The organism is Chitinophaga sp., from assembly GCF_036569185.1.
Lineage (GTDB): Bacteria > Bacteroidota > Bacteroidia > Chitinophagales > Chitinophagaceae > Chitinophaga.
Genome location: NZ_DATCRD010000272.1, coordinates 1 through 14,473, shown reverse-complemented (window position 1 = coordinate 14,473; position 14,473 = coordinate 1). Strand labels below are relative to the sequence as shown.

The 14,473-nt window shown below is 49.6% G+C and carries 15 protein-coding genes; all 15 read right to left on the bottom strand.

Going from position 1 to position 14,473, the window contains the following annotated elements; all coding sequences use genetic code 11:
* Positions 1-3,203, bottom strand: a 3,203-nt coding sequence (locus VIM72_RS21075) for a hypothetical protein (RefSeq protein WP_332004802.1), incomplete at its 3' end; no start/stop codon positions are given.
* A gap of 42 nt (positions 3,204-3,245) precedes the next feature.
* Complete coding sequence (locus VIM72_RS21070) at positions 3,246-3,674, bottom strand: GPW/gp25 family protein (RefSeq protein WP_332004801.1); 429 nt, start codon at positions 3,672-3,674, stop codon at positions 3,246-3,248.
* A gap of 12 nt (positions 3,675-3,686) precedes the next feature.
* Positions 3,687-3,977: a PAAR domain-containing protein gene (locus VIM72_RS21065; protein ID WP_332004800.1), complete on the bottom strand. Its 291-nt coding sequence runs from the start codon at positions 3,975-3,977 to the stop codon at positions 3,687-3,689.
* A gap of 54 nt (positions 3,978-4,031) precedes the next feature.
* The gene (vgrG, locus tag VIM72_RS21060) at positions 4,032-5,807 is read right to left on the bottom strand and encodes a type VI secretion system tip protein VgrG (RefSeq protein ID WP_332004799.1); all 1,776 of its coding nucleotides are present in this window, start codon (positions 5,805-5,807) and stop codon (positions 4,032-4,034) included.
* Positions 5,804-6,499 (bottom strand): hypothetical protein, encoded by a 696-nt coding sequence (locus VIM72_RS21055; RefSeq protein ID WP_332004798.1) that lies wholly within the window; start codon positions 6,497-6,499, stop codon positions 5,804-5,806. The genes vgrG and VIM72_RS21055 overlap by 4 nt, the downstream gene beginning before the upstream one ends.
* Complete coding sequence (locus VIM72_RS21050; protein WP_332004797.1) at positions 6,496-6,675, bottom strand: DUF5908 family protein; 180 nt, start codon at positions 6,673-6,675, stop codon at positions 6,496-6,498. Before VIM72_RS21050 ends, VIM72_RS21055 begins: the two co-directional genes overlap by 4 nt.
* A gap of 3 nt (positions 6,676-6,678) precedes the next feature.
* Complete coding sequence (locus tag VIM72_RS21045) at positions 6,679-7,179, bottom strand: phage tail protein (RefSeq protein WP_332004796.1); 501 nt, start codon at positions 7,177-7,179, stop codon at positions 6,679-6,681.
* Between the two features lies 1 nt (position 7,180).
* Positions 7,181-7,648, bottom strand: a complete 468-nt coding sequence (locus tag VIM72_RS21040) for a phage tail protein (protein ID WP_332004795.1) — start codon at positions 7,646-7,648, stop codon at positions 7,181-7,183.
* A gap of 39 nt (positions 7,649-7,687) precedes the next feature.
* Positions 7,688-8,602, bottom strand: coding sequence for a hypothetical protein (locus tag VIM72_RS21035; protein WP_332004794.1), 915 nt, complete (start codon positions 8,600-8,602; stop codon positions 7,688-7,690).
* 50 nt (positions 8,603-8,652) lie between these two features.
* A complete protein-coding gene (locus VIM72_RS21030) occupies positions 8,653-9,594 on the bottom strand; it encodes a hypothetical protein (protein ID WP_332004793.1) in 942 nt (313 codons plus the stop codon).
* Between the two features lie 36 nt (positions 9,595-9,630).
* Positions 9,631-11,052 carry a phage tail sheath family protein gene (locus tag VIM72_RS21025; protein ID WP_332004792.1) on the bottom strand — a complete coding sequence of 474 codons (1,422 nt, stop codon included), beginning with the start codon at positions 11,050-11,052 and terminating at the stop codon, positions 9,631-9,633.
* 55 nt (positions 11,053-11,107) lie between these two features.
* Complete coding sequence (locus VIM72_RS21020; RefSeq protein WP_332004791.1) at positions 11,108-12,436, bottom strand: hypothetical protein; 1,329 nt, start codon at positions 12,434-12,436, stop codon at positions 11,108-11,110.
* Positions 12,437-12,443: 7 nt separating this feature from the next.
* Positions 12,444-13,016: a DUF4255 domain-containing protein gene (locus VIM72_RS21015; protein ID WP_332004790.1), complete on the bottom strand. Its 573-nt coding sequence runs from the start codon at positions 13,014-13,016 to the stop codon at positions 12,444-12,446.
* A 436-nt stretch (positions 13,017-13,452) separates the two neighbouring features.
* Positions 13,453-14,040 carry a hypothetical protein gene (locus tag VIM72_RS21010; RefSeq protein WP_332004789.1) on the bottom strand — a complete coding sequence of 196 codons (588 nt, stop codon included), beginning with the start codon at positions 14,038-14,040 and terminating at the stop codon, positions 13,453-13,455.
* A gap of 92 nt (positions 14,041-14,132) precedes the next feature.
* Positions 14,133-14,473 (bottom strand): FMN-dependent NADH-azoreductase (locus VIM72_RS21005; protein WP_332004788.1); only part of this gene is annotated, 341 nt, incomplete at its 5' end.

The window sequence follows — 14,473 nt, the reverse complement described above, 5'->3', positions numbered from 1 at the left end:
AATAAAGTGCCTTCGTGGCAGCATACCGGTAACAGCGAGGGTTGCAGGTCCAGTACTTCTTCCTTAAAAGTATTTTCAAAGGGATACTGGTGCAGGAGCTGTACATCTGACTTTTCAGCGGTAGCGCTGTAGTCGATGGAGATCTGGCTGATCACCGGCGTCCAGGGCTCATTGGGGATGATGGCCGACAGCGTGTTGGTGTCTACCACGGATACCTGGATGTCTTCCAATTTTTCCTTGATGTCTTTTGCCAGTTCGGTAAGTCCTTCGAAGCCCTGGAAGAAGCCGTGGCGTTCGGGAAAATCCGGTTCATTAGGACCGCGGGAAATATAGCGGATGGTGAGCGCTTCCGCAGGCGTGGGTGTCCAGGCCCATGGAGGCGACATGCTATCCGGTGGAATCCGGCCATCCAGGCCGCTGGGGCCCTGGATATATTTATTGAGGCTTAGCGCATCTGCATAAGTATCCTGCACCAGTTGTTTCAGCTCTTTCAGGTTAAATACTACCGGCGAGCCTACTGAGTTATAATAGGCAGCGGTATCAATCCTGTTCTTCGGATCTTTGGGATCATCCAGCAGGCGGTTAAAGGCGGTCATTTGCCGGGCCAGCACAAAGGCATAGTCTTTATGCATGAAGTCCTGGCGGGCCAATGTTATTTTAGCGAAATAGTTGCGGGTATCGGCGTTATAGCAGGTTACCTTTTCATCGGTAAGACTGAACTTGTCTTTATACGCAGGTGCTGTTGGCGGCTCAAATGCGATGGCGTAATCGTATATTTTTCCCGGGTCGCAGGGCACATCTTCGATCTTATTGAACAGTAATTCATCGGCAGTATTTTCTTTAAACCAGGCGCCATCCTGCAATACATATTTATTGATCTTGAAATCAGATTCTGCCAGTCCGCCCTGCACATAGCCTGCATAATACGCTTCAAAGCTGGCCGGTTTATCTTTCCAGTTCATATTCACATACACCTTATCCCACTTCTTTCCAAAGATCTCTGAAGAGCCGATATAGAAGCTGGGGCCTTTCGTAGTAGTAGAAAATTCTTTCTTCCCTTTCAGTATTTCAAAGTCGATCAGCGCAGGCCGGGTACCGAAGGGATAAACAGGCGCATTCACATCCTGTACGGTTTCGTCGTTTTGTACGATCACATTTTTAACGCCGCAAACATCGACTTTCACGCCCACATCCCGGATGCGGAAGTCGCGCAGGAAATGATACAATGCAATAGCCGTTACCGTATTCTGTGGCTGACGTTCCAGGGGGCACTGGCCACAGTCGCCCCCGGCTTTATTAATGAGAATATCATCGAGACCCAGTTTCACCTGCTGGTCTACTTCCACGCGCAGCACCGGCTGCGTGGTATTATAGTTACCGCTCAATACTTTCTTATCGTAAAAAGTTACCGCGGGCACTTCCGGCGGCAGCTCTGCTTTCAGGGTTAATTTATATCCACCGGTTACAGGAGCAATGGTGATATCTGCCAGTTGAGGCGGGGCTATCCAGTTTTCTTCCCCGCTGAAAAACAGCTGTAGCACACGGCGTGGCGGGAACAATGCTTTTACCGCAGGCGGCAACGCATTGATGCTTGCCAAAGGGGTATCGGGGTTAACGCCATCATCTGTTAGTACCGCATGCGTACCATCGGCAGCGTATTTCACATCGGTCAGCGCGGCCCGCAGCACGTTGATGGTAGCGGAGCTCACGCCCATTTCTTCCGCCTGTGTTACCAGGTCGTCCGACAGGTAAGTGTATTTATTTTTCAGGATAATTTTCAGTGCATCGAAATAGTCGCTGTCGTACAGCAACACATTGTTATCATCACAGTTTGCTGCGATCACACAATCAATATCCACTGTAACCGTGCGTTTACCTTCCTGCAGCAGCAGTACCGGTGAAGCCAGGATAAACCCGAGGCGGGCATAGGGATGTTGCGTGGGCTGTGTTTTACCCGGCGCTATAAATTTGCTGTAACGGGAACCGGCGGTAAACCAGTTCTTTGGCATATTTTCCTGGAAGGGCTTATCTACCCCATCCGCCATATTGGCTTTGGTGGCGATATACAGTCCTTCAATAAAATTCTTTTTATAACAAAGCTGACCACCGTCTGACAGCGTTCTTTTAAACGCTGTTGCAGGGTTTACATACAGGGTAAGTAAACTGGAGATGGCCGCATTATCTACCACAATCTCATCTTCCAGCTGAAAAATGACGTCGGTTTTATTGTTGTCTTTTCCATCGCGGAGGGCGGTACCTTTCGGGAGCAGGTATTGCTGAAAGGGTTGCTGCACTTCAAATACCACGTGTGCTTTATCTGGTGTAAGTGGTTTAGGCACCAGTTTTAATACCTGTTGAAAGAAGAAATCAAGATGTTTTTGTGTAAAGCCATTCAGTTGTTGCTGTACATGGCTGAACAGGTACAGGAATGCAAAGAGCAGACCCAGGTGGGGCGTATGATTCTTTTTATAGGCTTCATTCAGTGGTTGCAGGCTTTCTGCTATATTATCCGGCGACAGTGCGGCAATAGCGGCAATGGCATCCAGGAAGGGCTGGAATACAGACTGGTAGGCCTGTAACAACAGTAATGCCTTTTCGCGGGCCGTAGCGGCAAACTGAAAACTTTCATTCCATTCCAGGTAGGCGAACAGTGGATCGATGCCCCAGATCTCCTGGTTTTTAATTTTTGAAAGATCGAGAGAAGGGATGCAGAACCATTTCACGGCGCCGTTGGTAAACCGGATGAACTGTGATATGGGCGTGCGGAGTTTTTGCTGGATGATGGCTTCTATGCTGCGTTCCATGGCCAGGCCGGTTCCATGAAATGCTTCCTGCCATTGCGCAATGGGAACGATCACGTCATCAAATAAAAAGCTGACCAGGAGTTGCAGCGTATCTTTTGTAGGGCGTTCATACACCTGTTGCACATAGCCTTCAAATTTACCTGTCAGCCCACTGGTATCTGTTTTAGCCAGCTGTGCGAGCAGGAAAGGGAGGCTATTACGGAAGAAGGGCTGCCAGTCGTTGATCAGGTAAGCATCTTTGTATTGATAATAATTGATCTGCGGCGCCATTTGTACAAAGTAATGGAGCAGGTCCGCGAGCTTTCTCCCGTCTATCGGTGCAGCGGCAGCATCCAGGGCCGGTAGTAGCCGGTTCCGCTGACTGATGCCTGGTTCATATTGAAAAGGATGTACGATCATGATTTAACTGATTAATTGATGACCCTTTTGGTGATGCGCCTTTCAGGGTTTTTGCGCTGCTTCCAGCAAATAGAAATCATACACATAATTGTACCTTGAATTAGTACTTGCAATCGTATAGTCGACAGAGATAGTGAACCTTCCTTCAATGAGGTCGGGGCTATCCATGGGCACTACTGCTATTTCCTCTACTTTGATGCGGGGCTCATAAAAGAGGATGGCATTTTCCACCAGGTCGCGCAGGAAGCCGATCATGGTAGCATTGAGCGGTTCAAAAATATAGTCCTGCAGATCGCATCCGTAGCGGGGCTGCATTACTCTTTCTCCCAAACTGGTAGATAGCAGGATATCGAGGCTTTCTTTGATATCTGCTTCATTGCTTACCAGTTCCACTGCGCCGCTTTGCAGATCAAATGTTGGCGGGAATTTCCAGCCGGTGCCGAGGAATGAACGGGGATCGTTTTGTAACATGTGTATTGATTTTTATCCGCCAATAATTACTGTAGGGGCTCCCATCACAATTACGCCGCCGTGTGCGGTAAGGTCGCCCATCCTTGCGGCGGGCCGCCCTCCTATCATTACGGTGGCAGATCCTTTCACGATTGTATCCGGAGGACCTACGCAGGTGCAGATATCGCCGGCTACTGCTGCCGGGATACCGGCAATCATCACCGTTGGTACGCCTGGCCCAACTACCGGGCCGCCTACATGCGGTACCGGCCCTGAGAACAAGGGACAGGTGTGAAAATCGCTGATGCGTGCTGCTGGAGGCATGAGATTAACAATTTAGGTGACCGGCAATCGTTGTTCGTTTTGGGGTTTTGCCGGTTAATTTATTTTTACCAATGAACCTGTTACTTCTGTGATACCCTGTGAAGATAATTTCGCCATAGCGCCTTTCAGCTCCACGGCGCCATCCGCCGCGGCGGATATGCTGGCGCCTCCAATGGAAAGCGCTGCGCCGGCCGACAGCACCAGGTTTACACCCGCCTTTAGCTCCACGTTCATAGGGCTTTCCAGTTTGATGCCGGAAGTATCCATGGTGATGGTATTGCTGTTCTGGTCTTTCAGTTTGATACTGGTACTTGCTTCATCTATTGTGATACTGTTTCCTGCCGGGGTATCTATCGTAATTGTTTTCGTATTGTCGTTGAAGTGAATGCGCATACCGCTTCTTGTCACAAATCCTTTTTCATCATTATCGTCTTTCGCGGTGATGGGCGCCGGTTTCGCGCTGCTGTTGAGCATTCCCAGTACAATGGCATCGCGTGGGTCGTCGTTGATAAAACCCACAATCACTTCATCATCAATTTCAGGGCGGAAGAAAGCGCCGCGGTTATTACCTGCGTCCAGGCTGGCCACTCTTACCCAAATGCCGCGGGCGGCATTGTCTATTACCGGTATCTTCACCAGGATGCGGTGCTCTCCATCAGGATCATTCTGCAGCTGTACCACCTTACCTACCTGGAGGCCGTGGATAGCAGGCAGCATTCCTGCCGCCGGGATATCGGAAATATCTTTATAGGCTTCTGCCAGCCAGTCGGGTTCCAGGCCGAACTGTATATGCGTATCCCAGGTACCATGTGCTATTTCATGGCGTACGCCGGTTACAAAAGCATTGCCGTTGTAACGGTTGCCGATGCCTTGTAGGGTCACCATATCGCCGGGGGTTACGCCGGAAAAGCCGAGGAATTTTGCCCTGCCGCGGATCTTTGCCAGCCTGCTTTTGAGCATGGCGGCATTGGTGAGCTGCTGCAGTTCTTCCGCTGCACGGCGGCCGCTGTGCGCCAGTTCATACTGTGGAAGCCCGATCACGCCGGCAAGGGTACTACCTGAAACGTTGCCCTGTTCCGTATAATCAGCAGAAGAGGTTTCTGCTTCATACAGCTGTTGCCCGGTGTAGTCCCATGCGCTGGCATGCACGGAGCTCCACTGATAGCGGGCATCCATTTCTGCTTCCAGTTCCATGAGGGAGCTGCCGTAGGTAAGCTGCAATACTGCCGATGCCGTGGTGTTGGGTTTCTTTACCTTCACCTTTCCCTGGTCGGCGATCACCAGTTTGCCATTGGCTTCTGCGCGGAGCAGGAGGAAATCCCAGTCGGTGCTATGGTGTTGTACCAGTTCCTTATGCTGCACCGTGGTGGCTTCCACATCTGCGCCCAGGCCGCTGTAGCGCCTGATGAGCTGTTCTATCACCTCGCTGTCTTTCACTTTTTCATAGTAGCGGCTATGCCTGCCGATGGCCATTTTCACGGTTTCATCGCGGCATTCCACGGTGAGCACGGGGTTGCCATCCTGGCGGAATTTGATGCCCTGGTGCACAATAACGCCTTTGAACAGCGCTTTGTTGGAGCCATCGCGCCCTACTTTGATAGTGAGTTTGGTACCGGGCAGCAGATCGTTGGTATTGCTGATGGCAAAATTCTGATCGGCAGCGGCGCCATCGCGTAATACGATCTTTGCCATCGGGATCTTATTCACCACCTGTGTAAGTGTGAGCGACAGCACCTCGTACACGGGATTCAGCGGTTGGGTACCGTTCAACAGGATGTTGTAACTCGCTACATCGTGTGCAGAAGTATTGGGTATTCCTGTTTCGTTCATGATACTTCGCTTTTATCGAATGGAGGGAAATAGATCTCTTTACCAACCGGTACTCTTTTGAATGAGGTAAGATTATTCTGCCGGGCTACCTGCAACATATATTTGGGGTCCTGGTAGATCTTAAAACTAAAAAGATCGAGCCGGTCGCCCTGCTTAAACACACGGTGATGGGTAAGGTCCGGCGAGGCTTTGCTTTGCTCCCTTTCATTGGCATCCCTTGCACGGTAGTTGAGAAAGGTAGCGCTCACCTTTACGCGGAGCGGGCTTCCATCGGCGTTGAACAGTACATAGTTTAAGTCCAGGTTAGACATTACGCAGGGAAAAGCCACCTGTTTGCCCCAGAATACTTTCAGAAAACGCGGGCGGTGTGTTTCACCATCCATGTAGTAAACGGTATCCAGCAACAGTTTTACCTGCGCCTGCACATCCATGCCGGGGTAACCGTATCCTTCTATGGTATTGGTGCCGTCGAGCACGAAGTCGAGCTTCAGTTCTTCCGGGATGGTAGAAATAAAGCGTGCTTCTGTTTTCTGGCTGCCTGGTTCGCGGCGTATGTCGTAGTCTACTTTCAGCGACCGGGTATAAGTTTCCGCATTTACCGGGATGGTAAATTTGTGTTTGTTATCCAGTTGCTGCTGCAGCCTGTCGGCATACGTGAGGATGTAGATCTTTTCCACTTTTGCGTCTGTCATCTTTCATTTTTTTCTTTCAGTGCCTGTAATACTTTTTCCACGCACAATGCGATCATGGCTTCTGTTGCCTGGCCGTTGCCATCGCCGGCTGTTGAATTGCCGCCTGCAGCGCCACCGGGAGCGTTTTCCGGCGCCACTTCAGCTTTGATGATCAGTTCACGGATTTCTATGGGCATAACTCAGCTGTTTTTAAATTCAAACCGGTTGTAGTTCAGTTCCAGTGTTTCTATCAGCACTTCGCTGCGTTCCGCGTGCAGCTCCGCCAGTTTCCAGCTGCGTGGCCATACCCAGGCGAGGTTCCAGTACATGAGGATGTTGTGGTCCTCATCCAGCAGCGCCACCTTCACCAGTTTGAGCGGAACGATCTGCTGGTCTTCCAGTGCACGGCGGCACCAGGCCGACAGCGAGGAATCGTCCGGGCGGAGCAATCCTCTTTTCAGGATCAGCGGCGAGTAGGTACGCCGCACGGGAAGGTTATGCTCAAACCTGTTTTCGCCTCCTTCCTTCAGCGGTTCCGTACCAATGGTGGCTTCCAGACCAGTAACGCTCTGGAAGCGGATATCAAGATCGGAGCCCGCATCTTTGCCACCGCTGCTTTTGGGCAATCCAAAAAAAGTGACGGAGAAGTGGAAGCCTACGGCCTGCCAGAAGTTATCGGGTTTTATTACCGGTTGTGCCATATCAATCAACGTTCATGATCTCCAGTCCTTCGTGCACCAGTTCCATTGTTTCAATGGCTACTTCATTGGCGTCTGCTTTCAGATCAGTGGAAGTTATTTTGGAAGGCCATGCGTTCAGCACTTTCCAGGTGATCACCGGCTCATGGCTTTCATTGAGCAGTTTGATGGTTACATCGCGGCGGTATTTGCTGCCTGCTTTGTTGCCTTCCTGGAAGTAGTACGTTTCGCGCCAGGCTTTGTAGAAATCGTAATCGCCTTCAAATGTGCCACGTTTCAGTGAGATGTTGGCGTATTTGGTAAGACCAGGCTGTTTGCTTTTATTATATTTCTTGCTGTTACCTTCCCGGTATTCGATCACTTCTGTTTCAAAGTCGAGGCCGGAAACTTCTGTGAATCCGAGTCTTACGTCTTTCCCCCATTCTACCAGGAAATGAAATTTTGGTAACGGGTATGTTCCTTTTGCGGGCATATCTTTAAGTTTAAAAAGATGATAAAAATCTGGTTACTGTTACTTGCATGCTTTGGCGTCCTGGGCCTGTTTAATGGCTTTGGTAAGACTATCCGTACATGCCTGCAGGCGGTTGGCTTCCTGGCTTACCTTGTCGTATTCCGGTTTGATGGCTGCCAGCCGGGTATCCGCGTTGCTGAGGTGCTTTTCAGTGAGCGTATAGTAATGATCATTTTTAAGCGGGAATACGGGGCATACCAGTTTATCGGTGCAGCATATTTCCATGCTGTCATCTTCCCCGGGTTTGATACCGCCGTTGCCGCCATTCCCGTTACCTGTTGGATTAAAGATGCAGCCGATGCCGGCGATAGCCGCCTTGATGCCGTAGTCTTTTTCGCAAATGGTTTCATCCAGTATGGTAGCGGCTTTCAGGGCAATCACGATGTTGTTGAAAATATCGTTGCCGATGGCGATCACGTCCTGGAGTTTCTTGCCATAGTCCACCCAGGCGTCGGTGATACCGCCTTTCTTCAGCACCTGGTCGTTGGAGCAGTCGATAGCCTTGGTGATATTGTTGTAGCAGGCGGCCACTTCATCCACTTTTGTATATAACTCTTTGGTCATACAGAAGAACACTTCGATGGCTTTTACAGAATAGCCGGTGCTTTTGCAGAGTTTCTCCAGTATGTCCAGTACTACTTTCACCTTGCTGGTAATGGCATCTGCTTTTTCTGCGCTTTTCTGCACGTTATCAAAATAAAGTTTTACTTTATTGCGCCAGTCGAGCGCACGGGCCAGCTCTTCTTTTTTCTTGGCGGCTTCCGCGGCTTTTTGCTGGTACAGGCTGCCTTTGGCTTTTAGCTCTTTTTTCCAGTCGTCCACACAACCGCACTCCGTTTCATTGCCACCGGGTATGGTAGCGCAGCAGGAGTCGTCGCTTTCTACAAAGGGTTCATATACTTTATTGCAATTCATAGTGAATATTTTTTTGAGATCAGGAATATTTATTTACTGCCGATGGGATGTCAGTCATCGCAATGCCCGCCGTTGCCGTTGCTGTTGCAATAGTTGCCCTGTGCCTGTTCGCAGATAGATTTGATAGTAGGAAGATCACCGCAGGGCAGGGTGCAAAGGAACTCGCGGATGTCTTCAATTCCCTGTGTTTGCGTTCTGGCCGACCATAGTGTTTCGCGGATGGTGACTTTCTGGATCTTTGCATCTCCCAGTTCACCGTAGGTTTTCTTCTGATCGTCCTCTCCTGCTTTGATGTTCTGCAATACATCATCGCGGAACGCTTTAATGGCGTCTGCGAGGTCTTTATGCAAGGCTATCACGTTATCAAGACTGGTGAACGATTGTATGCCGGAAACGTCTCCTATGGCGCAGTGCAGCTTATTGATACTTACGGTTTCGCCATCTCCGCAGCCGCCTTCGGAGGCGTACATTTCCTGGGAGCCGTCTACGATATTATCGAAGCAGGTTTTGAAATCCTTGCTGCCGGCTTTCAGTTTGCCCAGGGCAGCGCGTTGCGCTTTGTTGCAGTTATCTTCCGCTTTGTTATTCAGCTTATGGGCTGCTTCGCTCAGCAGGGCGAATTTCTGCTTTGCATCCTGGATATTTTTGGCAACAATGGCAAGCGCCGCGGCGATAGCTTTATTCACGTCGCTGGCTTTGCTGAGCTTATCTTTTATCAGCTCGGCATCTTTCTGTGCGGGCAAAGTGGCGCAAAGATCGATGGAGCGGTAGAAGCGCCAGGTTTCCTCGGCTTTGATAAAGAAGCATTGTTTGTATTTGTACACCGGTTTATAGCCTTTGTACTCTCCTTCCCGCATACGCAATACATTCAGCGAATCTGTAAAGGCGCTGCAGATCCCGCGTTTGTTGTTATCGATGTATTGCTGGGTTTTATTGGTAGAATCACCACAGCCGTTGCTGGCTGAAGATTGAGTGGGGTTCATTGTGTTCATACAGTATTCAGTTTATTTGGTCTGAATGTAAAAGGATTAAGATTCCTGCAGCATTTTGTGGCTGAAGCGCAGGATGATGAATTCAGCAGGGCGTACCACTGCCATGCCTATTTCCACGATCATGCGTCCTTCCCATACATCCAGCTCCGTCATGGTTTCACCAAGACCCACCTTTACGAAATAGGCTTCCCTGGTGGTAGTGCCCATGAGCGCGCCGGCTTTCCATTGCTGGGTCAGGTAGTTTTCTATCATTGATTTCACGCGCACCCAGGTATTGCGGTCGTTGGGCTCAAACACAAACTGCTGGGTGGCATTCTTAACAGATTCTTCTACCATGTTGAAGAATCGGCGAACGGAGATGTAACGCCATTCGTTGTCGTTGCCTGCCAGTGTGCGGGCGCCCCAGATGATGGCCGGGCCTCTGCCGGGGAAAGAGCGGATCACGTTTACAGATTTGCCATCACGCACATCCACGTTGAGATCGTCCTGTTCCAGTTTGGTTACAATTACTTCAGGGCTTACGGCGTAATCAATGCCCACGTTGGCGGGAGCTTTCCATACGCCGCGGCTGTTGTCTGTTTCCGCGTATTTTCCTACTACTGCTGCAGAAGAAGGGAGAAGCATTCTTATCTGCGTAATGGCATTCAATGCCTGGTAATAAAACGCATTGTTGATGCCTTTCAATGCGGCAAGCGTACCGTTGAGCGATCCGTCGCCGCCTGTTTGCACCACCTGTACAGTGGCTTCGTCGTAGGTATAGGCCAGCTGTGTGTTCACTCTCGGGAAGTAAACAGCGCCGTATTTTTTGGTTTCTATCTCTCCAAAACCTGCATCCCTGAACAGGGTAACATTATGATCAATGATGCTTTCCGCGGGGCCTATGGCGGGATCCATCCAGATATCAAAAACGGTGAAGCGGTCTTTCAGCAAACTGCACTGGTCCAACGCCGATTTATGCAGGGTATAGTAAGACGCTGCGTCTGTGAGGTTAATAGCGTCGGGGAAAAGGATGAGGGTCACTTCATCGATCTTTTCCACGGCGTTCAGTCCGTCGGTGAGCGACGATAACGAGATCACACCGCCGGTGCTGTAGTCGCCCACAGACACGATGTAGCAGGGGCCGCCGCCGTTGTTGAAGAACATCTGCAGCTGGTAAGCCATCAGGTATTTGGATGCCTTCAGCGGGTCAATCACCGCCTTGATCACCGCCTGTGGCTGGGAGCTGTCGATGTTTACCGTTATGCTTTCTTCTTCCAGCTGCGAACCGCCGAAGATGCGGTTATAATCGAGCATGGAAGTAATGCGTGTGGGCACCATCACCAGGTCGCCTGGTACTTTGTTCTGGGCAAATTCCGTGTAGCCTATGAAAGCCGGGATAGCTGTTTCAACAGAGGCTATGGAGGGGGGAAATTTTACGATCTCCTCGATGTAGACGCCGGGAGTTTTATATTCAGCCATATGTTTGGGGTTTTAACTGTTTTTAATTGTGGTTTGAATAGATCATATACCGGGTTTAAGGGCCTTGCGGAAATATTTTTGAGAGCAGCACTACCACATCGGCGTACAGGCGCTGATCCGCATCGCTGCTGAGGGAGAGCCCGCGCGGATTTGGCAGCAGCTGTTCATAGTTAGTGATATTGTTTTCCGTAACGGGGAACAGCCGGTTATTAAATGAGAACGGCCATGGCTCTTTCGTGGTGCGTGCGCCGTTCGGATCTGCTACCGTAAGCAGGTTGTTGGCGTGGTTACTGAACACCAGCGTTTGCCCGTGTTGGGGGAAGTAGCGCCAATAGGAGCTTCTGCTCCTGAAGCGCAGTTCGTAGATGGTATGCGGAATTTTTGTACCGTCGGGTTGCAGTTTTGTTTTGAGAGTGCCATCGGGGTCGAGCATGGCGAAGCTGTCGCCGGCGGCATCTGCGCGAAGCTCTATAACACCGATGTTGCCGGCTTTGTACATTTCTGTGCGACTGGCATACAGCAAATGTTGTGCGGCAAAATTATTATCGCCGGTTACTTTGAGGTTATACCAGCCGTCTGCCAGCAGGGAGTTGTCCGGTAGTGGCGTAGAGAAATCCAGTCGTACCTGCGAGGCACCGGAAGCAGTGAATGTACGTTGTAAAGATGCGCCGCCTGCAATGCTTTCCAGGGTAGCTGTTCCGCTGTTCACCTGCACAGCGGGCGGGAAGAAATACTGGAAGGTAAAAGGCAGCAGCAGGCGGTCGCCTTCATGCACAAACCCGTTGCCTTTGATCTTTCGCCATTGTGAAGGATCATTGGGCGCAGTGCCTGGTTTGTTGAGATACTCCGACACATCGGCGCCTACTTTGGAAAGCTCGCCCTGTTCGTATTGCCGGGTGTTATCGTTTGCGGGCACCGGTACAGACAGTGAAGGAAATACTTTGGTACCGGCGGTATTATCGTTGGAGAAATAGTATTGCGCGGGTAATGTACGGCGCATTCTTATACTGGTAAAGGCCAGTGCGTCTGCATTGCGGGGCGCAATGGCAAAGCGGAAAGCGGCGTCCGGGGGGATGGGCACAAAAGGTGTGTAAGCCACTGTGCCGCCCTGCATTACTTTCTTTACTTCGATGGCGCCTTTGAAACCGGTAGCAGTGGGTAGCAGGCGGAGGTGATAGTTCTTCATCAGCACCGCTGTAGCCGGAAGGGGTTGAATGTCCCAGTCGCGCAACAGCCGGTACTGATCCTGCCGCAGCTTTTCCATCAGGAAATCCGCACGTTGCTGATCGGTGGTCTGCTCAAAAAAGGAGATCCCTTTGGTATTTTGCAGATAATATTCGTGCAGCAACTGCACTTCAAACAATATCTTGTAAATAACAGACATAAAAACTTTAAGCAGTAGGGTGTTGTGTGTCTTCTATTTCCTCTATCAGCGGCACTACTCTGAGCACAGCGTTTTCCGTGATAGCAACGAGCCGCACCTTGTACATCACGAAGGGGACCTGTCGTCCGCCGAGTGATGCCCAGAGGTGATTAATCTGTTCGAATGTAAGCGTGTACAGTTCCAGGGTCAGATCCAGTGATCCATCCGCATTTTTGAAAGTTTTCTGCGCCTGGAAAAAGCTGATCACTGCCGAGAGCCGGTGCAATGCTTCTTCGTAGTAGTCGTGTGTAGCATCGCCGAAAAGTACGGCAGTAAACAGCACATAGAGATTGAGGTATACCGGCGGATGCTGGTACCTGGCACGGTTATCCGGCCATGTGGTGTACGCCTTGCTGTTTTTCAGGGTACTCTCTTCTTCTACATTTACCAGGGAAATGATAACGTTGCCATTGAAATTATTGGCATGCGTTGTTTCAAGCAAACCAATGTTTTCAACGATCACACTATTCGCAGGAAAACCTCTGAGGGCAAAGAATGCCTGCAAATGATCACGTATCAATGTAAGCGCATGACTTATCACGAATGACGAGGGGTTTGGGGTTCAGTAAATTTGGGGTTCAATTACCTGTCTCTTCTGGTCTTTCAAAACGTTCTTGAAAACTAAGGTAAAGAACATTTTTTAATTCGGAAATAAATATTTTTTTAAGATGTAATTTTCACACAACTGTATTTTGCAGCAATACATTACCGGAACACTCTACCAGCAAGCATCTTCATTACATCTTCCAAAATTATTATTTCCGGTAAAACATGTTGCGGAAAATACGCTTGCGCAATACTGGTAAACCATATTTACTTTTACGAACAAATCAGCCACTATCAATAGTTTCACAACAATCACACTGCACCCTTATTTCAGTTAGGTTATGATTCCTACCTACTATTCATACGTAGAAATACGTAATTTTCACATCACACAAATTCTTCTCTTAAAATATTTCTGCATTCATAGATTATTATTTTCCGGAAGATTGTGATGCGAGATATTCCTCTCCCAGGGGCGACAAAGTATAACCTTCCGGCTGACTGATAGTGAGGCCCAGGTTTTTCAGTTTGCGGATATTAAGCTTCAGCCACTCTTTTTGCATTCCCAGCTGTTCCGCCAGCACTGCAGCTTTCAGACAGGGGTACCGGCGTATAGCGTCCAGTACGGTGGCTGTCCAGCTACCTTGTGCACTAAACTGATCCAGGCGGGCCAGTTTTGTGGTGATCATTGCAAGGGCTTCTGCGGTGAGAGAAGTTTGTTCTCTTAATTTAATCCGTGGGTCTTCCGAGTGATAGTGTACGTCTATCCTGTAAAGAATGCCTTCCTGTATTTTATTGAGTGCTGTATGCAGGGCAGCGAGATCCTTATAACCCGCAGCGACAGCATCTGCTTCAGTGACCCGGCTGATGGGATACTCCCTGATGCCGGTGACGGCGACCACACCGATGCTGGTATTGATAAGGCTCCCTTTGTTTACAGCCGGCTTTTTCCATTTACGGAAAGCCAGCGATACTTTTCCCGAAGCAATTCCTTCGAGGTGCGCTTGTTTAAACAGCATAAGGTGAACTTTAAATAAAGTTAGCCTAATCCTGTTTAAAATAAAACGACCGGCAGATGGGAATAACTGCCGGCCGTTTTATTTTACATGTTTCAAACCACTACGCTCTCCAATCCTTTCTGCAACGCAGTTTCCTTTAATTCCGGTGAGCTTACACCTTCAACCCTGAAAGTGGTAACATCGTGCAGGCCGATAAACCCGAACACTGTTTTAAGATAAGGTTCTGTATAGTCGATGGCCTTCAGCGGGCCATCCGAATAAACACCACCGGAAGCAATGGCCAGGTATATTTTTTTATCTTTTAATAATCCTTTCGGACCATCGGCTCCGTAACTGAACGTTCTGCCCGCCCGCACCACATGGTCGATCCAGGCTTTCAGCGCCGAAGGAATATTAAAATTATAAACAGGCACGGCTATCACTACAATATCAG

Excerpts from the sequence above, each read along its gene's own strand:
- VIM72_RS21070 (WP_332004801.1), bottom strand. The coding sequence starts at position 3,674 with ATGTTACAAAACGATCCCCGTTCATTCCTCGGCACCGGCTGGAAATTC.
- VIM72_RS21065 (WP_332004800.1), bottom strand. The coding sequence starts at position 3,977 with ATGCCTCCAGCAGCACGCATCAGCGATTTTCACACCTGTCCCTTGTTC.
- vgrG (WP_332004799.1), bottom strand. The coding sequence starts at position 5,807 with ATGAACGAAACAGGAATACCCAATACTTCTGCACACGATGTAGCGAGT.
- VIM72_RS21055 (WP_332004798.1), bottom strand. The coding sequence starts at position 6,499 with ATGACAGACGCAAAAGTGGAAAAGATCTACATCCTCACGTATGCCGAC.
- VIM72_RS21050 (WP_332004797.1), bottom strand. The coding sequence starts at position 6,675 with ATGCCCATAGAAATCCGTGAACTGATCATCAAAGCTGAAGTGGCGCCG.
- VIM72_RS21045 (WP_332004796.1), bottom strand. The coding sequence starts at position 7,179 with ATGGCACAACCGGTAATAAAACCCGATAACTTCTGGCAGGCCGTAGGC.
- VIM72_RS21040 (WP_332004795.1), bottom strand. The coding sequence starts at position 7,648 with ATGCCCGCAAAAGGAACATACCCGTTACCAAAATTTCATTTCCTGGTA.
- VIM72_RS21035 (WP_332004794.1), bottom strand. The coding sequence starts at position 8,602 with ATGAATTGCAATAAAGTATATGAACCCTTTGTAGAAAGCGACGACTCC.
- VIM72_RS21030 (WP_332004793.1), bottom strand. The coding sequence starts at position 9,594 with ATGAACACAATGAACCCCACTCAATCTTCAGCCAGCAACGGCTGTGGT.
- VIM72_RS21025 (WP_332004792.1), bottom strand. The coding sequence starts at position 11,052 with ATGGCTGAATATAAAACTCCCGGCGTCTACATCGAGGAGATCGTAAAA.
- VIM72_RS21020 (WP_332004791.1), bottom strand. The coding sequence starts at position 12,436 with ATGTCTGTTATTTACAAGATATTGTTTGAAGTGCAGTTGCTGCACGAA.
- VIM72_RS21010 (WP_332004789.1), bottom strand. The coding sequence starts at position 14,040 with ATGCTGTTTAAACAAGCGCACCTCGAAGGAATTGCTTCGGGAAAAGTA.